A 24352-nucleotide genomic window follows, 5' to 3' on the forward strand; every position below is an offset into this window, starting at 1 on the left:
GATCTTGCAGGCAACCAGGAGCGCAACTTGAAGAAGACCAGTCCTGCCGCCGCGGCACTCGCGGCCGCGTTGGCCCTCGGGGTATCGAGCGCGTCGGCGCAACCCACGCTTTATGTCGGTTCGTATGGCGGCTCGACGCAAGCCGCGTTCGAGAAAAGCATCATTCCGCAATTCGAAAAGACGCACGACGTCAAGATCGTCTACGTGCCGGGCAATTCGACGGACACGCTCGCGAAGCTCCAGGCGCAAAAGGGCAAACAGGAATTGAACGTCGTGCTCCTCGACGACGGCCCGATGTACCAGGCCGTGCAATTCGGCTTTTGCGACAAGCTGGCCGACGCGCCCATCTATCGAGATCTCTATCCGATCGCCCGTATGAGCGATCGCGCCGTCGCGCTGGCCGCCGTGGCGACGGGCCTCGCCTACAACGCGGATGCGTTCCGAAAAGCGGGACTGCCGCCGCCTGCGTCGTGGGAGGTGCTGACCGATGCGCGCTACCGGCAGAAGATCGCAATACCGCCGATCTCGAACACCTACGGCCTGCAGACGCTGATCATGTTCGCGCGGCTCGCCGGCGGCGGCGAAACGAATATCGCCCCCGGCTTCGACGCGATGATCAAGCGCGTCGCGCCGAACGTGCTGGCCTGGGAACCCTCGCCGGGCAAGATGACCGAACTCTTCCAGAACGGCGACGTGACGCTGGCCGTGTGGGGCAGCGGCCGTGCGCAAACGCTGCAGCAAACGGGCTTTCCGATTCGTTTCGTCTACCCGAAGGAAGGCGCGATGGCGCTGCTCACGGCGGCCTGCCCGGTCGCGCAAAACAAGGAGCCGCAGCTTTCGCAGCAGTTCGTCCAGTACCTGCTCACGCCGGAGGTCCAGACCGTGCTCGCCGAAACGCAGGCATGGGGGCCGATGAACAGCACGACGAAACTGCCGCCCGCCGTGGCCGCGAAGGTGCCCTACGGCTCCGAGCAGATCGGCAAGCTCGTCAAGACCGACTGGGCCATCGTCAACGAAAAGCGGGCCCAGTGGACGAATCAGTGGAACCGCCAGGTCGAGCGCTGAAGTTCGCGCGCACGCCCTCCATTCCTTCACTGCCTCTCGATAACGGCGCCATGCCATGACATTTCTGCATCTCGAGAACGTTTCGAAGCGCTACGGCGAGTTTCACGCCGTCCAAGGCCTGTCGCTCGACGTCGAGCGCGGCGAATTCGTCTCGCTGCTCGGACCGTCCGGCTGCGGCAAGACCACGACGCTGCAGATGATTGCCGGCTTCGCCGCTCCGAGCGAAGGGCGCATCCTGCTCGATGGGCACGACATCACTTCGCTCGCACCCGAAAAGCGCGGCATGGGGGTCGTCTTCCAGAGCTACGCGCTTTTTCCCCACATGACCGTGGCCGAGAACGTCGGTTTCGGGCTCGAGATGCGCAAGATGCCGCGGCCGCGACGCGCCGAGCGCATTCGCACGGCGCTCGCCATGGTGCACCTGAACGGCCTCGAGGCCCGCTACCCGCGCGAGCTGTCGGGCGGCCAGCGGCAACGCGTCGCGATCGCGCGGGCGCTCGTGATCGAGCCGCGCGTGCTGCTGCTCGACGAGCCCATGTCGAATCTCGATGCGAAGCTGCGCGAAGAAATGCATATCGAGCTGCGTGCCATACAGCGTCAACTCGGCATTACGACGATTCTCGTCACGCACGATCAAGTCGAAGCAATGACGATGAGCGATCGCATCGCCGTCATGCACGGCGGGCGAATCGTACAGATCGCCGCACCATTCGATGCCTACGAGCGTCCGGTCTCGACCTTCGCCTCGACGTTTCTCGGCCGCACCAACGCGCTCGAGGGGAAGGTCGTCGAGCGGCACGGCCGTTGCTGCGTCGTGCGGCTCGGCGCCCAGCTAGCGCGCATCGCACACGGCGAGCGCGCATTCGGCGAGAACGTTCACGTCTATGTGCGCCCCGAGAAACTGCGGTTCGCATCGAACGGCGAAGCGGCGCTCGACGGACACGTTCGCACACGCCTCTTCCTCGGAAACCATTGGATGCTCGAAATCGACAGCGCGCTGGGCGTGTTCCGCATGAGCCAGCCCAACATCGGTCTGCCGCCGCCGATCGAAGGCGAAGCCGTTCGCATCGCCTGGTCCGACGAAGATCTACACATGCTCGACACGGAGGTCTCCCATGGCTGAACTCGCCCCGCGGGCCAATGCGCCGCACGCACGAGTGCACAACGCCGCAGACCTCGCCCGCGCGCGCGAGGCGCGCGCACCATGGCTGCTGGCCGCGCCGGCCCTGCTGCTCTTCCTGGGCCTGCTCGTCGTGCCGATGGCGCTCGTCGCGCTGCTGTCGTTCAACGCGTTCGACGGCACACTCGGAATCTTGCCGGCACATACCGCGGCCAACTATGTCGAGGTCCTGGGCGACCCGTATTACCACACGATCTTCGCACGCACGGCAGGGCTCTCGCTGCTCGTCACGGTGCTGTGCGCGGTGCTCGGTGTACCCGAAACGCTGATCCTCGCGCGTATGCGCGCGCCGTGGCGCGGCATCTTCCTGCTCGTGACCCTGGGCCCGCTTCTGATCTCGGTCGTGGTGCGCACCCTCGGCTGGGCGATCCTCATGGGCCGCGAGGGGCTCGTCAATCAGGTGCTCGCGGCGCTGGGCCTCATCGATTCGCCGCTGCAACTGCTTTTCACGCTCACCGGCGTCACGATCGCGCTCGTGCACGTGCTCGTACCGTTCATGGTGATCTCGGTTTGGGCGTCGATGCAAAAACTGGACTCGCAGATCGAACATGCTGGCCTGTCGCTCGGCGCCTCGCGCTTGACCGTGTTTCGCCGGGTCGTTCTGCCGCAACTGCTGCCCGGCGTGCTGTCGGGAAGCATCATCGTGTTCGCGCTCGCGGCCTCCGCGTTCGCCACGCCCTCGATCATCGGCGGACGCAAGCTCAAGGTCGTCGCCACCGCCGCCTACGACGAGTTCCTGAGCACGCTCAACTGGCCGCTCGGGGCCTCGATTGCGGTTTTGCTGCTGATCGCGAACGCCGCGATCATCCTCGGCTGCAATCGGCTCGTCGAAAAGCGTTTCCGCGCCGTATTCGAATCGTGAAAGGAGCCAACCCCATGCGCAGGAACGGAACGCTCTCGCTCGCTTATCACGCGCTTTTCATCGTATTCATGCTCGCGCCGCTCGTCGTCGTCATCGCGGTCTCGTTCACCGGCAAAGGCTTCATATCTCTGCCGACAGGCGGGTTTTCGCTGCGTTGGTTCCGCGCGCTGCGACACGCGGACGACTTCCTCTCCGCCTTCTGGCTGTCGATGAAGCTCGGGGCCGTGGCGGCAACCGTCGCGACCGCCCTCGCCGTACCCGCGGCGCTCGCGCTCACGCGCTATCGCTTCACCGGACGCAGCGCGCTCACGAGCTTCTTTCTGTCGCCGCTGATGATCCCGTACGTGGTGCTCGGCGTCGCCTTCCTGCGCTTTTTCACCCTCGCGGGGCTGACCGGCTCGTTCTTCTGGCTCATGCTCACGCATGTGGTGGTCGTCATGCCCTATGCGCTGCGGCTCGTTCTCGCCGCCGCCACCGGTCTCGATCGCGACGGCGAACGCGCGGCGCGCTCGCTGGGTGCACACCGCTTCACCGCGTTTCGCCGCATCGTGCTGCCCATGCTGTTGCCGGGCGTCGCGGGCGGCTGGATCCTCGCTTTCATCCAGAGTTTCGACGAGCTGACGATGACGATATTCGTCGCGACGCCGGGTACGACCACGCTGCCCGTTGCGATGTATAACGCCATCGCGCAGAACATCGACCCGCTCGTCACTTCTCTGTCGACCGTGTTGATCGCCGGCACGGTGTTGCTGATGATCGTGCTCGACCGGATGGTGGGGCTCGACCGTGTGCTGGCCGGCAAAGCTTGAACCGGATGACCATGACTGATGACGACGTGATCGTGGTGGGGGGCGGCCTGGTCGGCATGGCCCTCGCATACGGCCTTGCGCGCAGTGGCGCGGCCGTCACCGTGCTTGACGAGGGCGACGATGCGTATCGCGCCTCGCGTGGCAACTTCGGCCTCGTATGGGTACAAGGAAAGGGCTACGGCCTGCCCGAGTATGCGCGCTGGACGATGGCGTCGGCCCGCGCGTGGCCACACCTGGCCGCGGCACTGCTAGAGGAAACCGGCATCGACGTCCAGTTGCGGCAGCCGGGCGGATTCCATTTCGTCTATTCGGAGCAGGAAGCCGTCGAGCGCGAAGCGCGGCTCGCCTGGCTGCGGGCGCGGCTCGACGGCGACTACCCCTATCGAATGCTCTCGCCGGAGGCCCTGAAGACGCAGTTGCCGGCGATCGGCCCCGAAGTGCACGGCGCGAGCTACACGCCGATGGATGGCCACGTGAACCCGCTCAAGCTGCTGCGCGCACTTTACGCGGCCTGCGCCGCACGCGGCGTGCGCTGGGTACGCAACGAGCGCGTCCGGCAGATCGGAGAGGACGGCGGCACCTTCGTCGCCCACGGAATCGCGGGGCGCTGGCAAGCCCGCAAACTCGTGCTCGCGGCCGGCCTCGGCAACGCAACGCTTGCCGCGACGCTCGGACTGCATGCTCCGGTGCGCCCGAACCGGGGCCAAGTGCTGATCGGCGAGCGCACGCAGCCGTTCCTCGAATATCCGACCACCTACGTGCGACAGACCGACGAGGGCACGATCCAGCTCGGCGACTCGATGGAGGACGTCGGCTTCGACGATACGACGACGACGCGCGTTCTCGCGTCGATCGCGCAACGCGGCATTCGCAGCTTTCCGGTACTCGCCGGCCTGCGGCTCGTGCGCGCATGGAGCGCACTGCGCGTGCTCACACCCGACGGCTTCCCGATTTATCAGGAGTCCTCACGCTTTCCAGGCGCCTTTGTCGCCACCTGCCACAGCGGCGTCACGCTCGCGGCCGCGCACGCCCTGCGCGTGGCGCCGTGGATCGCGGGCGGCGACGCGCCCGATGAACTCGCCGCCTTCACCGGCGACCGCTTCATAAACCATCCAACGACTTTCGACCATGCCCACTAGCAGCCTCTTTCGCCGCCTGCAGCCGCAGGCCGGCACCGATCTGCCGCGCGCGACGATCGAACTCGACGGCGCCGTGCTCACCGTTCCGGCGGGCTGCAGCGTGGCTGCCGCGCTGTTGGCCGCCGGCGTCACGCGCTTTCGCACCACGCCCGTGACGGGCGCCGCGCGCGCGCCCTATTGCATGATGGGCGCGTGCTTCGAATGCCTGATGGAGATCGACGGCGAGCCGAATCGCCAGGCGTGCCTCGTGGAGGTGCGCGACGGCATGTCCATTCGCACGCAACACGGGGCGCGCAATCTCGCCTGGCACGCGGAGGTCGATCATGCGCGCTGATTTCGCCGATATCGTCGTCGTGGGCGGCGGCCCCGCCGGAATGGCCGCCGCCACACAGGCCGCCGCACTCGGCGCATCGGTCGTACTGCTCGACGAGCAGCCCACGCCCGGCGGCCAGATCTATCGCGCGGTGAAGGAGGCAAGCGCCGCGCGGCTCGATGTGCTCGGCCCCGACTATGCGGCGGGCCGTACGCTCGTCGACGCGTTCGAGCGTTCGCAGGCCACCCATATCGGCCGCGCGGCCGTCTGGCAGATCACCGCGCAGCGCACCGTGCACTACCTTCGCAACGGCGAGGTGGCGACGCTCAAAGCCGGGCGCATCGTGCTCTGCACCGGTGCGATGGAGCGCCCGTTTCCGATCCCCGGCTGGACGCTGCCGGGCGTGCTGACGGCCGGCGCAGCCCAGATTCTGCTGAAGACGGCCGATACGGTGCCGAGCGCCCCGGTCGTGCTGGCGGGCTGCGGCCCCCTGCTCTACCTGCTAGCCTCGCAGTATGTGCGCGCGGGCGTGCGAGTGGCAGCCATCGTCGATACGACCGACGCGGCCGACAAGCGCCGCGCGCTCTCGCATCTCGGCGGCGCGCTGGCTGGCTGGCGCTACCTTGCCAAGGGGCTTGCGATGATGCGCGAGCTCAGGCGTGCGGGTGTGCCGTTCCACCAGGGCGCGAGCGCGCTCGCCGTCGAGGGCGACGAGGGCGACGAAGGCAGCCGAGACGAAAAGGTCGCACGCGCATTGAGCTTCGTCGCGAACGGACGTCGCGAGCGCATCGAAAGTCCTGTGATCCTGCTGCATCAGGGCGTGGTGCCGAACACGCAGTTCACATGGTCGCTGCGCGCCGCGCACCGCTGGAGCGACAGCCAGTTGGCTTTCGTGCCCGTTACCGACGCATGGGGCGAACTCGATGTGCCGGGCATTCACGTGGCCGGCGATGGCGCCGGCATCGGGGGCGCTATCGCGGCCGCGCTCGGAGGCCGTATCGCGGCTCTCGGCGCCGGTTGCGCGCTCGGCCATGTCGATACACACATGCGCGATCGCCTGGCCGCCCCGCTGCGTCGCGCGCTTGCGCCGCATCTGCGCGTGCGGCCGTTCCTCGAAGCGCTTTATCGCCCCAAAACGGCGAACCGCATTCCCGCCGACGGCGTCGTGATCTGCCGTTGCGAAGAAGTGACGGCGGGCACGCTGCGCGAGCACGTGAGCCTCGGCTGCACCGGCCCCAATCAGGCGAAGTCGTTCGGACGCTGCGGCATGGGGCCGTGTCAGGGCCGGCTGTGCGGCCTCACGGTCACCGAAATCATCGCCGATGCACGCGGCGTTTCGCCGTCCGAAACCGGCTACTATCGCATCCGCCCGCCGATCAAACCGATCACGCTCGGCGAGCTGGCGCGCGAAGCATGAGCACGCGGGCGCCACGCCGGGGACCCGGCGGACTCGCCGACGGAGCCGACGTCGTCGTCATCGGCGGCGGTTTTCATGGCCTTTCGAGCGCACTGCATCTCGCGCGGGCCGGCGCTCGCGTGACCGTGCTCGAAGCCGAGTACTGCGGCCGCCACGCGTCGGGCGTCAATGCCGGAGGGGTCCGTACGCTCGGCCGCCATCTGGCTGAAATTCCACTCGCGCTCGAATCCCGGGCGTTGTGGCACCGGCTGCCCGAACTCGTCGGCGACGACTGCGGCTTCGTGTCGAGCGGCCAGCTGAAGGTGGCCGAAACCGACGCCGAACTCGGCACGCTGCGCCAGCGCGTGCACGATCTGCGCACGCGCGGCTACACGCACGAAACGCTGGTGGACCGCGCAACCGTGCGCGCATTGCTGCCGGCCGTCGCGCCGCACGTCACGGGCGGCATCTGGGTGCCCGACGACGGCCACGCGCTGCCGTTTCGTGCCGTCATGGCCTTTCGCCGCGCGGCTCAACGATCGGGCGTGCAAATACACGAGCAAACGCGCGTCGCAGGACTGGAGCACACGGGCGAGCGATGGCGGGTGAGCGCGGGGGAGCGCCGTTTCGAAGCGGAATATGTCGTCAATGCGGCCGGCGCGTGGGCCGGCGCGTTCGCCGCACAGGTGGGCGAACCCGTTCCGGAGGAGCCCGTTGCGCTGCTGCTCACCATCACGCACCGGGTGCCGGCTTTTTGCTCGCCGGTCGTCGGCGCGACCGGACGGACGCTCTCGTTCAAGCAGTTCGACAACGGCACGGTGCTGATCGGCGGCGGCCTGCGCGGACGAGTAGATGACCGGGCCCGCGCGGGCGATGTCGACTTCGGCCAACTCGCCATCAATGCACGCACGGCGCTTGCCCTCTTCCCGCATCTGCGCGGTGTTGGCATCAATCGTTCGTGGGCCGGCATCGAGGGCTTCATGCCGGACGGCATTCCCGTCATCGGTCCCAGCCGCCGCGCGCCCAAGCTCGTCCACGCGTTCGGGTTCTCGGCCCATGGATTCGAGCTTGGCCCCGTCGTTGGCCGTATCGTCTCGGAACTGATCACGGCGCGCGAATGCAGCTTGCCGATCGCACCGTTCGCAATCGAGCGCTTCGCCAGCACCGCCACCGCCTCACCCATCGTAAAACCGCAATCCTGAACGAGGAGCCTTGCATGACCGCAATTCACCGATATCAATCGAACGCCCGGCTGAGCCGGATCGTCGTGCACAACAACGTCGTCCATCTCGCCGGCACGACGGCGGGCGACCGCACCGGCGATGCCGAAGCGCAGACGCGCGATATTCTCGCGAAAATCGACGAATATTTGGCGAGCGTCGGCTCCAGCAAGTCACGGCTGCTGACGGCGCAAGTCTGGCTTCAGGACATCGATCGCGATTTCGCCGGCATGAACGCGGCGTGGGAAGCGTGGGTCGACCGTGAGGCCGTGCCCACGCGCGCCACCTGCGAAGCCCGGCTCGCCGCCTCGGACATCCGGGTGGAGATCATCGTTACGGCCGCGCTGAGCTGACGTCTCAGCGCGCGGACGGCCGCTCGCCGCGTGCGAGCGTCGCCGCATCCGGCTCGGGCGCCAGCTGCTTCGCGCCGCTCGTGCCCGCATCGGCAACCGCATCGGCAACCACATCGGCGCTCAGATCGCGCCCGCGCGTCTCGGGCAATATCCAGGCCGCGACCACGACGAGCAAATACGACACGCCCGCACACAGGCCCATTGCGGCGGCAAGGTCGAGCTTGGCGCTGAGCACGCCCACCATCGTCGGCATGATTGCGCCGATCGCGCGGCCGGCGTTACCGCACAACCCTTGCGCGGAGCCGCGAATCCGCGTGGGAAACAATTCGGCGATATACGCACCGGTACCGGCGGCCGTGCCCGATTGCAGCGTGCCGAGCACGAAGCCGAGCGCGAGCGTCATGCGCAGATCGATCGGCGCCAGCGTATAGACCGAAACCGCGATGGCCTGACAACAGGCAATGATCATGAAGGTGCGGCGTCGACCGAACGCATCGGCCATCCAACCGTTCAGGAACGCACCTGCGAACGAGCCGAGGATGTTGACGACGAGGTAGCCGCCCACGTTGCTGATCGACAGATGCAGCGCCATTTTCAGGTAGGCGGGCAACCACGTGATCATCACGTAATTGCCGCCGTAAATGCCGAATGTGAGCAGGATGGCCTTGAGTGTCGTCGTGCGCTGCGGCCCCGTAAAGACCTCCAGGATTCGAACCTTACCCGCATCGGCGGCTGCGGCCGATCGCGCCTTTGCAAACACCGGTGCTTCCTCGATGTTGCGACGAATCCAGATGACGAGGATGGCGGGCAGCACCCCGAGGCCGAAGAGCACGCGCCAGGCCCACGCGGGCTCGACATAGTTGAACAGCAAGGTGGAAAGCAATACGGCGATTGCATAGCCTACGGCCCATCCGGCCTGCAGCGCGCCCACTACCCGCCCGCGCACGTTGGGGCTGATCGTCTCGCTGATCAGCACCGCGCCTACGGCCCATTCGCCGCCGAAGCCGAGCCCCTGCAGGCTGCGCGTGAACATGAGCTGCCAAAACGAATCCGTGAATGCGGAAAGCAGCGTGAAGAACGAGAACCAGGCAATCGTCAGTTGCAGAATCCGCACACGTCCATAGCGGTCCGCCAGGATACCCGCGGCCCAGCCACCGAGCGCCGCCATCATGAGCACCGTCGTACCGAGCAGGCCCGCCTCGCCACGGCTCATACCCCACAGCGCGATCAGCGTGGGAATCGCGAGCGCGTACATCTGCGTATCCATCGCATCGAGCCCCCAGCCGCTGAAACAGGCCCAAAAGGTGCGCTTCTCGGGCTTCGACAACTGGGTGAACCACTTCAGCATCTCCTGTCTCCTCGTTTTCTTCTTGCGTATCCTCACGCGCGGCGGTGCCACGCGCACACTGAAATCGATTCTATGCGCCGGCGTGCCGAAGCCTCGTGCCATCCACTATTCGCGGCGTTCTCTTTTGTTTATCGGGGCATACGCCGGGCGCGAAAACGGGGTGTGCCTGCTCCGGGCACAGGGCCCGCTCGCGCTCACCGCAGAAAGCGGCTACCCTTATGACTTCGATGAATCCCGCTCTCAGATGATGGTCACCGATTCGCTCGGCGAACGATTGAAGGCGTCTGCGCGATGAACGGCGAACGCCTTGTCTATGTGATGGGCCCGTCGGGTGCCGGAAAGGACACCCTGCTGGAACATGTGCGCGCGTACACGCCGGCGCCCCGCGTGCTCTTCGCCCATCGCTATATCACGCGCGCGCGCAACCATCACGAAAACCACATCGAACTGAGCGAAGTCGAATTCGAGGCCCGCTCCGCGCTCGGGCTCTTCGCACTCGAATGGTCGAGCCATGCGCTGCGCTATGGCATCGGTATCGAGATCGATGCGTGGATGGACCGGGCATGCATGGTCGTCGTCAACGGCTCGCGCGCTTATCTTCCTGAAGCGCTCGCGCGCTATCCGCGCATGGCGGTGGTCCACGTCACCGCCGAACCACCGGTGCTCGCGAGACGGCTCGCCGCGCGCGGCCGCGAAACGGTGGATCAGATTCAAGCACGCCTTGCGCGCAGCGTGCCATGGGCAGTGCCCCCCGGCGCCACGCTCACGACGATCGACAACTCGGGCGCGCTCGACGATTCGGCTGCCGTTTTTCTCGACTTGCTGCGCAGGCTGGCTTAGGCCGCCCGCGTGCCGCCAGTCCTCGGCGCGACTCTAGCCGAGGTGCCGCTTTGCGCGGCGTTCGCAGCGAACCGCCGGCGCGTCCGCCTCATGCGTCGACGGCGCCGCGAGCGAGCGAAGTCGATGCCCGGTCCGGCTTGCTGCGAAACGCACGCCGATATTGCTGAGGCGACGTACCGACGACTCTCGCGAACCGCTCTCTGAACGTCGTGACCGAGCCGAACCCGGCTTCGCTCGCCACGCGCTCGATCGAGAACGAGGTGGTTTCGAGCAATTGCTGCGCCGTGCGGACCCGCGCGGTCTGCAGCCATTGCAGCGGCGAAGTGCCCGTTTCCGCGTGAAAGCGCCGCGTAAGCGTGCGCACGCTCATTGCACCGTGCCTTGCGATCGACTCGAGCGTGAGCGGCTGCTGGAGGTTTTGCTGCAGCCACTGCATGAGCGCATGCAACGCCGGCCCCCCGCGCGGCAACTCGCGCTCGGCGTACTGCGCCTGCCCGCCCTCTCGGGCGAGCGGTACGACAGCCCGGCGCGCCGCGTCGAACGCTGCGGCGGCGCCGTAATCGGCGCGAATCATATGAAGGCAGAGGTCGAGGCCGGCCGACGCACCGGCCGACGTGAGGATCTGGCCATTGTCGACGAAGAGCACGTTGGCATCCACGCACACACGTGGATAACGGCGCGCAAGCTCGGCTGCCGCCAGCCAGTGTGTCGTCGCCCGCAAACCGTCGAGCAATCCGGCGGCAGCGAGGACGAAAGCGCCCGAGCAGATCGAGGCGATGCGGCAACCGCGTGCGGCGGCGTCGCGCAACGCGGCCACGGTACGAGGCGAAAGCGGCATCGCCGGATCGAGCGTACCCGGCACGACGACCGTATCGGCCTCGCCCAGCGCACCGAGACGCCAGGCGGTATGAAGCTCGAAAAAACCACTGCGCACGACCGGACGCTCGCTGCAGACCCGTACGCGGTACGGGGCGGCGACGTTCTCGACTCGAACGTGCGAAAACGTATCGCAGGCTACGCCGAGGTCGAACGGGACGACATCGTCGAGCGCGAGAACGGCTATCGTGTGCATGGCGCGGGAGAGCGGTGGCCGGAATCCGTCGAAGTTTGGCATTCTAGCCAATGGACCGCCCACGCGCGAGCCGCCAGAATCGCCAGCATTCGCACGAGGTCCCCCAATGACGAAAGACGACGAAAAATCGCTGCGCATGCTGCAATTCGGTTCTATTCTCGAAGCAACCACACTGGCCGTGCTCGTGTGCGTTGCCGTTCCGCTCAAGCACGCGGCCGGCTATCCCATGGCCGTTTCGGTCATGGGGCCGATACATGGCATTGCGTTTATTGCGTACATCTGGGCGATCATCGTGACGGCTTCGGCCGGACTCTGGCGCCCGGCGGAGGTCTGGCGCCTCGTATTGTCGGCGCTCGTGCCCTTCGCGGGCTTCGCCAGCACGCAATGGATCGCACGCAAACGGAACTCGCGATGATCTATCTGCTCGTGAAAGTCGTTCACATCTCATCGGTCATGACGTTTGTCGGCGGCCTACTGGCGCTGTCCGTCGGCATTCGCGTGCAAAGCCTCCCATTGCAGCGCGCCCTGGGACGGTGGGATCGGAACGTCACTTCGCCGGCGCTTGGCCTCGTATGGGCGACGGGCATCGCAATGGTCGTGCTCGGCCATTGGTTCGGCGACGTCTGGCTTACGATCAAGTTCCTGCTGGTCACCGCACTCTCCGCTTTGCACGGAATACTTTCGGGAAAGTTGCGGCGCATCGAGCACGACGGTACCGGCGCAGTGCCACCGGCGTGGGCTGGCAAGACCGGGCTGCCGATCATCGCGGCTATCGCGGCCATCGTCGCGCTGGTCGTTTTCAAACATGTCTGAACCGATATCGATCGAATTCGGACTAATTCGAGCAACGCCTATTCCCGCATAAGAATTGACGGAATTGCCGATCAGAAAATCCTTACATTATCCCTGCCAGTTGACGTAGTACGCACGGCAATATGCATCGGAAGACCGGCGTACCGTGGCACGCCCGGCAACGGCGCTGGCGCGGGAGGGCCACGCATATGCCCGCCATGGAAAAATCGATCCGATGCGCAGCTTTTCTTTCCAAAAACCCTGGGATATATTTGCCGACTCTCGCGCTGTGCAGTTTCAACAGCCGATGAACCGTCCTGATGACCCATGTTTCATCGGGGATTCATAAAAACCGATAACAAAATTCCGCGGATCGATATGACTCCATTCAATTTGAAAGCCCTCGCGTGCACCGGCCTCGCCCTGCTCGCCAGCCAGGCGGCCTATGCGCAACATGATGAAGTTCTGCTGCGTCCGCTCGTCGAAAGCGCGGCTCAGCGGCTCGCCATCGCCCATGATGTCGCGTTGTCGAAATGGGATAGCGGCACGAGCGTGGAAGACCCGGCACGCGAAGCAGTGGTGATCTCGAAGGCCGTGGCCGAGGGCGGGCAAAGCGGGCTGCCGGCCGACGACGTCACGCGCTTTTTCAAGGCGCAGATCGAGGCAAACAAGGTCGTGCAGTACGGGTTGCTTACCACGTGGCGGCGCATCGGCTATGCCCCGCAGCATGCCCCGATCGACCTCGTGGGCACGATCCGGCCCGAACTCGACAGCCTGCAGACGAAGCTCATCGCCGAACTCGTCGAGGCCAGGCCCGTGCTCGAGGGTAAGGACTGCGCAACCGAGGTCGCCCACGCGGTCGGCCGCTACGCATTCGAGCATCAATATCACTTGAGCAATGTGCCGCTGATCGCGCTCGACCGCGCAATGGCGGGCTTTTGCCGCATCTACTGATGCATCTGGCCGCGCGACGCGCCCCTCGTCGGGCGCTCGGCGGCCAGAACCTCGGCGGCCCGTGCTCAGCGGCCCGTGCTCAGCGGCCCGTACAATAAGCGGCGAACGGCTTGCTCGTGACCTCGCAGGCCTTCGCGCCTTCGGCATGAATCGTCACGACCTGGCTCGTGCCCTCGTACCGGCAAACGAGGTACGGGTCCACGTCGGTCAGATCCCAGCGATCGGCGGTCTTGCCCGATATGGGGATCAGATCCACCTGCTTTTCCGGCGGGCCGTCGAATAGCGAAGCGTTGTCGAGCGCGTGTTCGTGCCCTGCCACCTTCAGCGAAGACGGACACTCGAACTTGTGCTTCGGGGCGGCACATGCCGCGGTGGCGAGCACGGCCCCGGCCAGGGCGGCCAGAACTTTACTGGACCACATGGTATTGGCTTCCATCGTCGACCGCGGAACCTTTGCCATCGCGAAAACGAATCGTCCGCTGATGCGGCGGCTGTTTCGTGCGCCCGTTCCATTGATCGAGCACGACAATGCCATCCGACGTCTGATATAGATAAACGGCCGCGTGACTCGTGCCATTCGTATGGTTTCCGTAATGACCGCTTTCGTCGAACGTCGCGATGATCGTACCGCGGGCCAGGCCGGCACCGCCCTTGACTTCGTCGCCGCGGCGCCATGCCGCGGTGGACGGGATAGTGACAACGGCATGCACGAACGTCACGCATTGGCCATTGCCGACGAGTCGCCCTGCGGTAACGAGATCGTTGGCCTTTTTTAAATCGGCAACGTACGGCATCGACTCCTCCTTGTTTCCAGCCGATTGCTTTTTGAAATTAACGTGCGCCGTATCGTATCAGCAATCGAATGACGATTGCGAGGCGGCGCGACGACACGACGAGGCCATTTAGAAGCCGGGGGAATGGACGTACCGGTCTTCTCTTGCATCGCCCATGCACCGCGAAACGCAGGGCACGATCGAATCGTTGCTCAGTTTTTCGCACTGCTCAGAAAGGTATCGCGGTGATCCGGAACGCCGGCGATGACGGTACTCCGGCAAGCGTCGCACAGGCCTGCCTCGCAAGAGGTCGCGACGGCAATCGCCTCGAGCGCGCTCATGAATCCTGCCCGTCCGCAAAAGCCCGGGTCGCTGCATAGCGAGTGTTTGCGCGAGAGTCCATCGCGCAGGTGAACATCGATATGCGCACCTGCCTCGCGCGCCGGCAGCGACGCCCCCGCCACCTCGCTTGCGAGCCGCAGCGAGACGACGGCGGATGCGGTGCGCTCGCGTGCGACCACGCGGGCCGCGACGAAATCGTCTTTCATTCTTTACGATCCGATTCGCGCGGTCAAAGAAAGCCGATCACGCGCCACCACAGCGCATTCACCGGCAACACGAAGAGCACGCCCAGCAAGGCGGTCCAAAGGCAATACCTGATTGCGGATGCGCGGTCCAGCCCTGCCATCTCGTTGCCGAACACGATCGGCGGAGACTGATAGGGAACGAACGTCGTGGCGTAGCCCATCACCTGCGAAAGCAACCCGGCTTTCAACTGCGCACCGTGTCCCAATACGCGCGATGCGAATGGAACGAAGATAGCGGGCTCGGCATTGGACGTGACGACGAAGCACAGCAAAATGGACGTCGCGCTCAATCCCAGATAGCCAACGAACGGGTTGTCCCGCAGCGACTCCAGCTCCGATGCGCCTGGAATACGAACGTCCAGGTGATTGACGAGCGCAGTGATGCCGATGATCGCGGCGATGAACCACAGCAAGTCCAGCTTCAGCGTGGCGGTAAAGCGCGCGAGGAGGCCCCTCGGCGAAGTCAGAAAATAGACGAGTGCGAAACCAAGCCCGACCCATCCGGGTGCAACGTGGTGAATCGAATCGGCGAACCACAGCGACAACGTGAGGCCAAGCAGCAGCATGACGTGAAGCTCCCGCTTCGATAACGGCTTTCGCATCTCCGCCTCACTCGCTGCGCCCACCGAATCGGCGAAGATCCGGTGAGAGACGAACACGAGTATCGCGCCGCGCACGATCGCGCCTGCCGGCAGGAAATACAGCAGATACTCGGAGAAGCTGAGGCGAATGCCATGTGACTGCTCGAGCACCCCGGCCATGATCACGTTGGGCAGATTGGCCGGCAACACGGCTGCCGCAAGCTCGTACGAGCCGACGATCACCAGCAGCAAAATGCCTCGCCGCCCGTTAGCCGACTGAGCCAGACGCACGGCGTCGCAGTAGCCGGCCGCGATCGGCACGAGGATAGCCACGCGCCCGAACGTCGACGGCATCACGAGCGACAGCAGAAAACTCAGCGCGGCGAAAGCAAGCAAGGCGCGCAGATACGAACTGCCGATGCACCGCGCGAGCAAGCTGCCGACGCGCGCGCTGAGACCGCTATCCTTGAGCGCAAACCCGATAACGGCACCGCTGAAAACGAGCCAAAACGCGCTCGACGCAAAACCGGAGAAGATCTCCGCCGCGGGCACGGACGTTATCGTGGCGGCCAGAAAAAAAAACAGCAGCGATACCAGCGCGCCTTCGATCAGCGACGTTGCCCACAGCGTGATGCAGACGAAGACGATCGCGACAATGCGCGCATCGTGCGGGGATAGCGCCCCGCGAAAGCTCAGCGCCGCGATCGCCGCGAGCCCTGCCGCGAGCAGGGCCACGATCGAGGCGTTTCGCTTGGGGAGACATCCGTACGTCGCGCTCAAGTCCATTGCGGAATCCGTCTGTTCAACCGCGCATGACCGGCGAGGTGGCCGGAATTCATCGTTCTTCTCCTGCGGCCGAGCGGGCCGGCAACCCCGTTTTCGTATGAAGCGCGCAGATGCCACTCGCACACTCCCTCTCTCCGGTAACAGAGCAGGCACCCATCATCCGTCTATTTATATAGACAACATGGGGCGCCGCCGACATCGATCGCGATGCCGGCATGTGCGCCCGCGCGTTCTTGGCTTGTTGTCCGTCGCGGGCCGAGTTCTCTCAGGTTCTACCGTTTGCGCCACGATACACGATACAAAAAAATAGACAAGAATTTCTTTATACGTCCGAGATCCCTCGAACGAGACCTCGACGGAGAGACGTTAGCAGCGCGGAGTATACTTATCTAAACAACGGAGGTTGCGAGCGTGACGAAACCCACCACGCGGAAAAAGCGGCCTCGCGGCGCGCGCTTCGATTTCGAAAGCATCGGCGAGCGGCTGCGGGCTTACCGGATGGCTGCGCAACTGCGCAGCGAGGAGGTGGCGGAGAAGCTGAATATCTCGCGCGCCGCCGTCTACAAACTCGAACGCGGCGAGATCGTCAAGATCGACACCCTCGAGCGCCTGGCCGCGTTATTCGGCGTATCGCTCGCGAATCTGCTGGGCGTGGAGGTCGAATATCACGATTCGGCGGTGAGCTACTTCGAACGAATGCGGCAACTCGAAAGCCGCTCGGCGCGCATCGTCGCCCATTTCGATCCGTTCTCGTTCCTGCTCACATCCGACGACTACGAAGGCTGGCTCAGAAAGATGCTCGAGGAGAGCGTTCCCCCGTCCGTCGACGATGCGCCCTGGCAGCAGACGCTCGAGCGCGTGATGACGATTCTGGCGGAGCGCAAGACCGCGTTCAGAACGGCCCGGCCCAATGTCACGAGCCTTATCGGCTTGCGTCAGATCGAGCAGTTCCTGCACCACGGGCTCGTCGGCCGGCTCGGCCTGCCGTCTGGCATTCAGCTCGAACGCAAATTGGCGGCCCGCCGCGAGGTGGCACAGATCGCCGAGATGCTCGAACGAGATCGGGAAGGCATCCGAATCGGTATCGTCAACGACAACATGCCGAGCGAGACCTTCCAGATTTTTGAAGGCGACGAGGAAACGTACGTCGCGGCCTCGCCTTTTCGGCTCGGCGAGTTGCCCAACATCCGCACCGGCATTGCCACGATCACGACGGCGCCCGACGCGCTCAGCATGTATCGCAAGATGATCGATCGCCTGTGGGCCGATGCGGCCAAAGGGCGGCAAGGCGCTGCGCTCCTGCGGGAGCTGCTGGATAAGGTCTGAGCGAGCCCGGAGAATACGTTCGCCGGGCCGTCATGCCGCCGTATCGCTTATTTCGCGACCGGCATCGTGAATTCGGCGCCCTTCGCGATACTGTCCGGCCAGCGCTGCATGATGCTCTTGTATCGCGTATAAAAGCGCACGCCCTCCTCGCCATACGCGTGATGATCGCCGAAGAGCGAGCGCTTCCAGCCACCGAAGGAATGCCACGCCATCGGCACGGGAATCGGCACGTTGATGCCGACCATGCCCACCTCGATTTGCCGGCCGAACGCGCGGGCGACGCCGCCATCGGTCGTGTAAAGCGAAACGCCGTTGGCGAACTCGTGCGCGTTGATCAGTTCGACCGCGCTGGCGAAGTCGGGCACGCGGATCACAGCCAGCACCGGCCCGAATATCTCCTCCTTGTAGATCTTCATATCGGTACGCACATCGTCGAACAGCGTGCCGCCTATGAAGAATCCGTCATCGTCGTACACGCGGTGCGCGCGGCCGTCGACGACGAGCTTCGCTCCCTCCTCCACGCCCGAAGCGATATAGGCGGATACCTTCGCTTTGTGCTCGGCCGTGACAAGCGGGCCCATTTCCGCGTCGGGGTTTTCGCCATTCTTGATGACAAGCGACTTGATGCGCGGGATCAGTTTCTCGATGAGCTTGTCGCCCGTGTTGCCGACGGCCACGGCAACCGATATGGCCATACAGCGTTCGCCGGCCGAGCCGTAGGCGGCGCCGATGAGCGCGTCGACGGCCTGATCGATGTCGGCATCCGGCATGACGACGAGATGATTTTTCGCGCCGCCCAGCGCCTGCACGCGCTTGCCGCGTTTCGAAGCTTCCGTGTGGATGTATTCGGCGATCGGCGTGGAGCCGACGAACGAGATCGCCGCGACGTCCGGATGCTCGATGAGCGCGTCGACAGCCACCTTGTCGCCGTTGACGACGTTGAATACGCCGTCGGGCAGGCCGGCTTCCTTCAGCAGCTCGGCGAGGCACAACGAGGCCGACGGGTCGCGCTCGGAGGGCTTCAGCACGAACGTGTTGCCGCAGGCCAGCGCGACGGGGAACATCCACATCGGCACCATCACCGGGAAGTTGAACGGCGTGATGCCGGCAACGACGCCAAGCGGCTGGCGCAGATTCCAGTTATCGATGCCGCCGCCGATCTGATCGGTGAAGTCGGTCTTGAGCAGGTTCGGGATGCCGCAGGCGAACTCGACCACTTCGATGCCACGAACGACTTCGCCCTGCGCGTCGGTGAATACCTTGCCGTGCTCGCGCGTGATCATGAGTGCCAGTTCGTCGTGATGCTGATTCAGCAGCTCCTTGAACTTGAAGAGTATGCGTGCGCGCTTGAGCGGCGCCGTTTCGCTCCATGCCGGAAAGGCTGCCTTGGCGGCTTGCACCGCGCGCTCGACCTCGTCGACCGAGGCCAGTGCGACCGAACCCGCCACCTGCCCCGTCGCCGGATTGAAGATGTCCTTGAAGCGATCGTTCGCCGGTGCGACGATTTGGCCGCCGATGAAATGACCGATCTGCTTGATAGCGAGGTTGCTGTTTTCGTTTGCTACGTTCATTGGGATACTCCGAATGCTTGTGTGTCCCGTCGGGACGGTCCATTCAATTCAGGCAACGTGACGCAGCGCGTCCCTCACCGTCGAGAAGATCTGTGCGATCTGCTGCTCGTCGACGATGAGCGGCGGCGAGAAAGCCAGGATGTCGCCGGTATAGCGCACGAGCACGCCCGCCTCGAAACATTTGAGGAACACCTCGTAGGCACGCGCGCCGGTTGCACCGGCGCGGGACTCCAGCTCGACGCCGGCCACGAGCCCCAGATTGCGGATGTCTTTTACGTGCGGGGCGCCGTGCAACTCGTGCACGGCGTCTTCGAATGCACCCGCGAGTTCGCTTGCGCGCTCGAAAAGTCGATCGCGCTTGTAAATGCCGAGCGTGGCGATGGCCGCCGCCGCCGCCGCGGGATGCGCCGTATAGGTATAGCCGTGAAAGAACTCGATCGCGTTCTCGGCGCCAGCGCCGATCACCGTATCGTGCACGACGCGGCTCGCGGCAACGGCCCCCATCGGCACGGCCGCGTTATTGATGGCCTTGGCCATCGTGAGGAGGTCCGGCGTGACGCCGAAGTATTCGCTGGCCGTCGGTGCGCCAAGGCGCCCGAATCCGGTAATCACTTCGTCGAAGATCAACAGAATGCCGTGCTTCGTGCACAGTTCGCGCAGCCGCTGGAGATAGCCCTTCGGCGGCACGATTACGCCCGTGGAACCCGCGAGCGGCTCGACGATGACAGCCGCGATGGTCGATGCGTCGTGCAACGCGACGAGCCGCTCGAGTTCGTCGGCGAGATGCGCGCCCCAGGTCGGCTGCCCGCGGGTAAAGGCGGCCTCGGCCACGTTCAGCGTATGAGGCAGGTGGTCCACGTGGGGCATCAGATTGCCGGAGAAGGTCTTGCGGTTCGCGAGGATACCGCCGACAGAGATGCCGCCGAAGCCCACGCCGTGATAGCCGCGCTCGCGCCCGATGAAGCGCGTACGCTGACCCTCGCCGCGGGCACGGTGATAAGCGAGCGCCATCTTCAATGCGGTGTCGACCGACTCGGAGCCCGAGTTCGTGAAAAAGATGCGATCGAGCCCCGCCGGCATGAATTCGGCCACCTTGCTGGCCGCTTCGAACGCGAGCGGGTGTCCCATCTGGAACGTGGGCGCGTAGTCCATCGTTTCGAGCTGCTCGGCCACCGCCTTCGCGATCTCCGAACGGCCGTGACCAGCATTGACGCACCAAAGCCCGGCCGTGGCATCCAGCACGGTCCGGTCATCGACCGTCGTGTAATACATGCCCTTCGCAGACTTGAAGAGCCGCGGTGCCGCCTTGAATTGCCGATTCGCCGTGAACGGCATCCAGAAGTTGGAAAGGTCGAGGCTGCTTTGCGTGTTGCTCATGACGTGGCTCCTTGAATATGGAGCCGACTCTATCGGCTTCGGGCGCTACAATCACTGGACAGAAAAAAGCTCCCCGTCAAACCGTGCTGACTTTCTCCTTCCAACTGTGTTGAAATGTTCAAGCTGAAGCTCTCTCGCTCCCGGAAGAACGAGGGCACGCTCGTCGATCAGATCGTCGCATCGATCAAGGAAGAACTCCGTCACGGAACCTATCCTGCCGGCACCGCGCTGCCTTCGGTGCGGGCCTTCGCCAAATCGCACGGACTGAGCACGTACACCGTTTCGGAGGCGTACCAGCGCCTCGTATCGCTGGGGTTGCTGATCGCCCGCGCAGGCGCCGGCTACCGGGTCGCGGCGCGTCCCGCCGCGGAGCCGGCGGCGCCAGCCTGGAATGCGCCGGCGCTGAACGCGGCCTGGCTTCTATCTGACGTATTCGCCGACCAGTCGGTGCCCATCAAGGCGGGCTGCGGCTGGATTCCGAACGACTGGGTCAACGAGAGCGGCATTCAGCACGCGCTGCGCGTCGTGAGCCGCGTGCCTGGGTCGCGCATCGGCGGTTACGGCCACCCGTACGGGCTCGCGATACTGCGCGAGCTGATCGCGCATTCGCTGCGGCGTTACTCGCTCGCGGTCGGCACGGCCGACGTGCTGCTGACGCAGGGTGTCACTCAGGCACTCGACCTGGTGGTTCGCACGCTGCTGCGGCCCGGCGATACGGTGGTGGTCGAAGACCCGTGCTACTGCAATCTGCTGCAGATTCTCAAGGTGGCATTCGTCGACGTCGTGAGCGTTCCGCGCACCGAGAACGGAATCGACTGCGCGCAGCTCGAGGAAATCGTCAAGCGGCACGGCCCGAAAGGCATCTTCGTCAACACCGTTCTGCAGAATCCATCCGGCACGTCGCTCACCGCGCAATCGGCATTTCGCCTGCTGCAGATTGCCGACCGGGAGGGGCTCTGGATCGTCGAAGACGACATCTCGCGCGAGCTCGCGCCGCCTGGGGCGCCCTGCCTGGCCGCGATGGAGGGGTTGCAGCGCGTCATTTATCTGTCCGGGTTTTCGAAGACGATCACACCGGCTATGCGCGTGGGCTATATCGCGGCCAACCGCGATCTCGTGGCCCGGTTCGCGCTGACGAAGATGGCCGTGGGCCTGACGTCCTCGGAAGTCACTGAGCGTGCCGTCGCCAACGTGCTTGTCGACGGCCACTACGAGCGCCACACGGCACACATTCGCGAGCGTCTTTTCAATGCGCACAATCGTGTCACCGAAGCGATGGCCGCCTCGGGGCTCGAGGTTTTTCACAGGCCGAATGCCGGGCTCTTTCTTTGGGCGAAGCTGCCTATCAGGCCCGAAGACAGCATTGCGGTGGCAAGCGATGCGCTGAGCCAGGGCATCTGGCTTGCGCCCGGCTCCTACTTCCGCCCCGGCGAGCGCGCATCGGAGTGGTTCAGGTTCAACGCGGCCACCTCCGATGTGCCGGCACTATGGGACTTCATGAAAGGGCTCGCCGGCCACGCGGCGGGCTGAAGGGCATTCCCGGTCCGGGCGAACTGCCGGGCCGCCAGCCGCGTCAGTGCAGCACTTTGGCGAGAAAATCGCGGGCGCGTTCGGATCGCGGCAGGTCGAAAAAGCGGTCCTTCTCGCAGTCCTCCACGATCGCGCCCGCGTCCATGAAGAGGACACGATCGGCGACCTTGCGCGCGAAGCCCATTTCGTGCGTCACGCAAACCATCGTCATGCCTTCTTGCGCCAGCTCGATCATCACGTCCAACACTTCGTTGATCATTTCGGGATCGAGCGCCGACGTCGGCTCGTCGAACAGAATGGCCGCCGGGTCCATCGACAACGCGCGTGCGATGGCCACACGCTGCTGCTGCCCGCCCGACATCTGCCCCGGGTACTTGTGCGCGTGCGATGCGAGCCCCACCCGTTCGAGCAGCATCATCGCCTTCGCATCGGATTCCTCGCGGGAGCGGCGAAGAACCTTCATCTGCGCCAGCGTGAGGTTCGCGAGAATGCTCATGTGAGGAAACAGTTCGAAATGCTGAAAAACCATCCCAACTCGCGTGCGCAATGAAGCGAGGTCCGCTTTCGATCGGCCAACGCTCACGCCATCGACGGTGATCGCCCCCTGCTGAAAGCCTTCCAGGCCATTGATGGTCTTGATGAGCGTCGATTTCCCCGATCCCGAAGGCCCACAGACGACCACCACCTCGCCTTTTTGAACGGCCGTTGTGCAGCGATCCAATACGCGATGCTGGCCGTACCACTTCGAAACATTGTCGATGTCGATCATGTTGCATTACCTGACAATAAAAGTTGCCCGACGGCGCACAGCGGCTCTCGTGCCGCCTAGTGACGACCCTGCAAGGCGAGGCGTCCTTCCAGCCGATTCTGAACCGCCGCCAGCAGCGAGCTCAGCACCCAATACAGCGCGGCCGCCGCGAGGTACAACGGCAACGGCTGAAACGTCGTTGCAATCACCTCCTGCGCGGAGCGAAGCAACTCCGTCACCGTGATCACGGAAACCAGCGACGTATCCTTGATCAGGCTGATCAGCGTATTGCCCATGGATGGCACCGCAAGACGCAGCGCCTGCGGGCCGACCACATATCTCAGCGTCTGGAAATAGGTCAGCCCCAGGCTATGCGATGCACTCCATTGGCCGCGCGGGATGCCGAGAATCGCGCCGCGCATGCTCTCGGAAAGATAGGCCCCCGCATTCAGCGTCAGTGTCAGGATGCCCGCAGTCGTCGGCGACAGCGAGACCCCGAGATCAGGCAAGCCGTAGTAGACGACGAACATCTGAACCAGAAGCGGCGTGCCGCGCATCACACTGACGTATGCTTGCGCGAGCCGGTCCAGGCCGCGATTGCCGCTGATTCGCAGTACCGCGGTGAACGCGCCTGCCGCGAGCCCGAAGGCCATCGCCGCAACCGCGAACTTCACGGTCAAAAGTGCCCCCATCATCAACACAGGGGCCGAATTGACCACCAATCCGAATCGATCCATCTCTCATCCTCCAGCGTACGACGCGCCTCTGGCTACCCAGCAATTCGTTAGTTACCCGCCGGACGACTGACATCCGCGCCGAACCACTTTTTCGAGATCGCGGCGAGCGTGCCATCGTTTCGCATCGACGTCAGCGCCTCGTTCACCGCGGCGGAGAACTTCGGATTGCCCTTTCGGAAGGGAATCCCGATTTCATCGCTGGTGTGCTTCAAAAGGCCGCCGCCGCGAATCGGTACGTTCGAGGTCTTGATGAGGTAAGGTACGAACAGGCGGTCGTTCAGGTAGGCATCGGCTCGGCCGCCCACGAGGTCGCTGAGCGCTTCGGACATGCCGGGGTAGGTCTGCACGATGATGCCGGGAACCGACTTGGCCAGGTCTGCGAAGTTCGAGCCGAGCGTGACCGCCACGCGCTTACCCTTCAGTTCTTCAAGACTTTGATACTCGGCCTTGTCGCCCTTTCTCTCGAGCACCTGAACTGCGGAGTATGCATACGGGGGGCTGAAATCCAGGGATTGACGGCGCTGCTGCGTAATGGTCACCTGATTCACCACCACATCGAATTTCCCGGCCTGCAAGCCGCCGATCAACCCCGATCACTCTCCCGTGTAGAACTCCGGCAAGACGCCCAGCTTTGTGGCCAGCGCCTTCGCGACATCGACGTCGAAGCCCTGCAGTTTCCCCTGCGAGTCGCGATAATCGAACGGAGGATACGTCCCCTCCATTCCGATCATCAATGTGCCGCGCGCCTTCACGACGTCGAGCAGGTCTTCTGCACAGGCAGCGAACGACGCGCACGCCGCCGATACCGAAAGGGCCGCGAAAAAAATCGCTTTCCGGATCTTCATGATTTTGTCTCCAACGTTATATGAATTGCACACTGGACAGACGAGCAACAAAATGCGTCCATCCGTGTGCGGTTACCACCGACACCCCGTCAAACGCTCGCATACCCGGTGATGCGTCGCGAGCGCTTCCCTTCGGACAACAGCCCCC

26 protein-coding genes and 1 pseudogene are annotated in these 24352 nt (G+C 64.5%); 16 read left to right on the forward strand and 11 right to left on the reverse strand.

Annotated elements, in window-relative coordinates; translation table 11 throughout:
- Positions 1-27: 27 nt before the first annotated feature.
- Genes U0034_RS02135 through U0034_RS02175 form a run of 9 tightly spaced genes read left to right on the forward strand, consistent with a single transcriptional unit; the run spans position 28 to position 8337 of the window.
- Positions 28-1065 (forward strand): ABC transporter substrate-binding protein, encoded by a 1038-nt coding sequence (locus U0034_RS02135; RefSeq protein ID WP_085225947.1) that lies wholly within the window; start codon positions 28-30, stop codon positions 1063-1065.
- Positions 1066-1120: 55 nt separating this feature from the next.
- Positions 1121-2188, forward strand: coding sequence for an ABC transporter ATP-binding protein (locus U0034_RS02140; RefSeq protein WP_085225945.1), 1068 nt, complete (start codon positions 1121-1123; stop codon positions 2186-2188).
- On the forward strand, positions 2181-3107 hold the full coding sequence (locus tag U0034_RS02145; RefSeq protein WP_085225943.1) for an ABC transporter permease: 927 nt from the start codon (positions 2181-2183) through the stop codon (positions 3105-3107). The genes U0034_RS02140 and U0034_RS02145 overlap by 8 nt, the downstream gene beginning before the upstream one ends.
- Positions 3108-3121: 14 nt before the next feature.
- Positions 3122-3916 (forward strand): ABC transporter permease, encoded by a 795-nt coding sequence (locus U0034_RS02150; RefSeq protein ID WP_085225941.1) that lies wholly within the window; start codon positions 3122-3124, stop codon positions 3914-3916.
- Between the two features lie 11 nt (positions 3917-3927).
- Positions 3928-5055, forward strand: coding sequence for an NAD(P)/FAD-dependent oxidoreductase (locus tag U0034_RS02155; RefSeq protein ID WP_085226458.1), 1128 nt, complete (start codon positions 3928-3930; stop codon positions 5053-5055).
- Entirely contained in the window at positions 5045-5389 is a 345-nt protein-coding gene (locus tag U0034_RS02160) for a (2Fe-2S)-binding protein (protein WP_085225939.1), read from the forward strand. Before U0034_RS02155 ends, U0034_RS02160 begins: the two co-directional genes overlap by 11 nt.
- Complete coding sequence (locus U0034_RS02165) at positions 5379-6785, forward strand: FAD/NAD(P)-dependent oxidoreductase (RefSeq protein ID WP_085225937.1); 1407 nt, start codon at positions 5379-5381, stop codon at positions 6783-6785. The genes U0034_RS02160 and U0034_RS02165 overlap by 11 nt, the downstream gene beginning before the upstream one ends.
- On the forward strand, positions 6782-7966 hold the full coding sequence (locus U0034_RS02170) for an NAD(P)/FAD-dependent oxidoreductase (protein ID WP_085225935.1): 1185 nt from the start codon (positions 6782-6784) through the stop codon (positions 7964-7966). Before U0034_RS02165 ends, U0034_RS02170 begins: the two co-directional genes overlap by 4 nt.
- A 14-nt stretch (positions 7967-7980) precedes the next feature.
- A complete protein-coding gene (locus U0034_RS02175) occupies positions 7981-8337 on the forward strand; it encodes a RidA family protein (RefSeq protein WP_085225933.1) in 357 nt (118 codons plus the stop codon).
- A gap of 4 nt (positions 8338-8341) precedes the next feature.
- On the opposite strand, the gene U0034_RS02180 is transcribed toward U0034_RS02175, so the two are convergent.
- Positions 8342-9685 carry an MFS transporter gene (locus U0034_RS02180; protein ID WP_085225931.1) on the reverse strand — a complete coding sequence of 448 codons (1344 nt, stop codon included), beginning with the start codon at positions 9683-9685 and terminating at the stop codon, positions 8342-8344.
- Between U0034_RS02180 and U0034_RS02185 the strand changes: the two genes are divergently transcribed.
- Entirely contained in the window at positions 9669-9980 is a 312-nt protein-coding gene (locus tag U0034_RS02185; RefSeq protein ID WP_085225929.1) for a hypothetical protein, read from the forward strand. The genes U0034_RS02180 and U0034_RS02185 overlap by 17 nt on opposite strands.
- The gene (gene phnN, locus U0034_RS02190; protein WP_085225927.1) at positions 9977-10525 is read left to right on the forward strand and encodes a phosphonate metabolism protein/1,5-bisphosphokinase (PRPP-forming) PhnN; all 549 of its coding nucleotides are present in this window, start codon (positions 9977-9979) and stop codon (positions 10523-10525) included. The genes U0034_RS02185 and phnN overlap by 4 nt, the downstream gene beginning before the upstream one ends.
- 88 nt (positions 10526-10613) lie before the next feature.
- Here the strand turns inward: phnN and U0034_RS02195 are convergent, their stop codons facing one another.
- Entirely contained in the window at positions 10614-11597 is a 984-nt protein-coding gene (locus U0034_RS02195; RefSeq protein ID WP_085225925.1) for a GlxA family transcriptional regulator, read from the reverse strand.
- A 106-nt stretch (positions 11598-11703) separates the two neighbouring features.
- On the opposite strand from U0034_RS02195, the gene U0034_RS02200 reads away from it, so the two are divergent.
- The 3 genes from U0034_RS02200 (at position 11704) to U0034_RS02210 (ending at position 13343) form a co-directional block, all read left to right on the forward strand.
- Positions 11704-12012 carry a DUF3817 domain-containing protein gene (locus U0034_RS02200; RefSeq protein ID WP_085225923.1) on the forward strand — a complete coding sequence of 103 codons (309 nt, stop codon included), beginning with the start codon at positions 11704-11706 and terminating at the stop codon, positions 12010-12012.
- Positions 12009-12410, forward strand: coding sequence for a CopD family protein (locus U0034_RS02205; protein WP_085226455.1), 402 nt, complete (start codon positions 12009-12011; stop codon positions 12408-12410). Before U0034_RS02200 ends, U0034_RS02205 begins: the two co-directional genes overlap by 4 nt.
- Positions 12411-12767: 357 nt before the next feature.
- On the forward strand, positions 12768-13343 hold the full coding sequence (locus tag U0034_RS02210; RefSeq protein ID WP_085226452.1) for a chorismate mutase: 576 nt from the start codon (positions 12768-12770) through the stop codon (positions 13341-13343).
- A 79-nt stretch (positions 13344-13422) separates the two neighbouring features.
- On the opposite strand, the gene U0034_RS02215 is transcribed toward U0034_RS02210, so the two are convergent.
- The 4 genes from U0034_RS02215 to U0034_RS02230 all read right to left on the reverse strand — a co-directional run bounded on the left by U0034_RS02215 (position 13423) and on the right by U0034_RS02230 (position 16070).
- Positions 13423-13764 carry an STY0301 family protein gene (locus U0034_RS02215; RefSeq protein WP_139831131.1) on the reverse strand — a complete coding sequence of 114 codons (342 nt, stop codon included), beginning with the start codon at positions 13762-13764 and terminating at the stop codon, positions 13423-13425.
- Positions 13751-14137, reverse strand: coding sequence for a BPSL0067 family protein (locus tag U0034_RS02220; protein ID WP_085225919.1), 387 nt, complete (start codon positions 14135-14137; stop codon positions 13751-13753). Before U0034_RS02220 ends, U0034_RS02215 begins: the two co-directional genes overlap by 14 nt.
- 191 nt (positions 14138-14328) lie before the next feature.
- Positions 14329-14664, reverse strand: a complete 336-nt coding sequence (locus U0034_RS02225) for a ferredoxin reductase domain-containing protein (protein ID WP_233211925.1) — start codon at positions 14662-14664, stop codon at positions 14329-14331.
- 23 nt (positions 14665-14687) lie between these two features.
- Positions 14688-16070, reverse strand: a complete 1383-nt coding sequence (locus tag U0034_RS02230) for an SLC13 family permease (RefSeq protein ID WP_085225917.1) — start codon at positions 16068-16070, stop codon at positions 14688-14690.
- 411 nt (positions 16071-16481) lie between these two features.
- On the opposite strand from U0034_RS02230, the gene U0034_RS02235 reads away from it, so the two are divergent.
- A complete protein-coding gene (locus tag U0034_RS02235; RefSeq protein WP_085225915.1) occupies positions 16482-17396 on the forward strand; it encodes a helix-turn-helix domain-containing protein in 915 nt (304 codons plus the stop codon).
- Between the two features lie 47 nt (positions 17397-17443).
- On the opposite strand, the gene U0034_RS02240 is transcribed toward U0034_RS02235, so the two are convergent.
- Together U0034_RS02240 and U0034_RS02245 are read right to left on the reverse strand one after the other, a co-directional pair.
- A complete protein-coding gene (locus U0034_RS02240) occupies positions 17444-18967 on the reverse strand; it encodes a CoA-acylating methylmalonate-semialdehyde dehydrogenase (protein WP_085225913.1) in 1524 nt (507 codons plus the stop codon).
- A 48-nt stretch (positions 18968-19015) separates the two neighbouring features.
- Positions 19016-20344: an aspartate aminotransferase family protein gene (locus U0034_RS02245; RefSeq protein ID WP_085225911.1), complete on the reverse strand. Its 1329-nt coding sequence runs from the start codon at positions 20342-20344 to the stop codon at positions 19016-19018.
- A gap of 114 nt (positions 20345-20458) precedes the next feature.
- Here U0034_RS02245 and U0034_RS02250 point away from each other — a divergent pair, with 114 nt between their 5' ends.
- Positions 20459-21874, forward strand: coding sequence for an aminotransferase-like domain-containing protein (locus tag U0034_RS02250; RefSeq protein ID WP_085225909.1), 1416 nt, complete (start codon positions 20459-20461; stop codon positions 21872-21874).
- Positions 21875-21917: 43 nt separating this feature from the next.
- Here the strand turns inward: U0034_RS02250 and U0034_RS02255 are convergent, their stop codons facing one another.
- The 3 genes and pseudogenes from U0034_RS02255 to U0034_RS02265 form a co-directional block, all read right to left on the reverse strand.
- Positions 21918-22643, reverse strand: a complete 726-nt coding sequence (locus tag U0034_RS02255; protein WP_085225907.1) for an amino acid ABC transporter ATP-binding protein — start codon at positions 22641-22643, stop codon at positions 21918-21920.
- Between the two features lie 56 nt (positions 22644-22699).
- Positions 22700-23359 (reverse strand): amino acid ABC transporter permease, encoded by a 660-nt coding sequence (locus tag U0034_RS02260; protein ID WP_085225905.1) that lies wholly within the window; start codon positions 23357-23359, stop codon positions 22700-22702.
- A 47-nt stretch (positions 23360-23406) separates the two neighbouring features.
- Positions 23407-24204: pseudogene (locus tag U0034_RS02265) on the reverse strand (transporter substrate-binding domain-containing protein).
- Positions 24205-24352 lie beyond the last annotated feature (148 nt).

It is taken from the genome of Trinickia caryophylli (genome assembly GCF_034424545.1).
In the GTDB taxonomy this organism is placed as follows: Bacteria; Pseudomonadota; Gammaproteobacteria; order Burkholderiales; family Burkholderiaceae; genus Trinickia; species Trinickia caryophylli.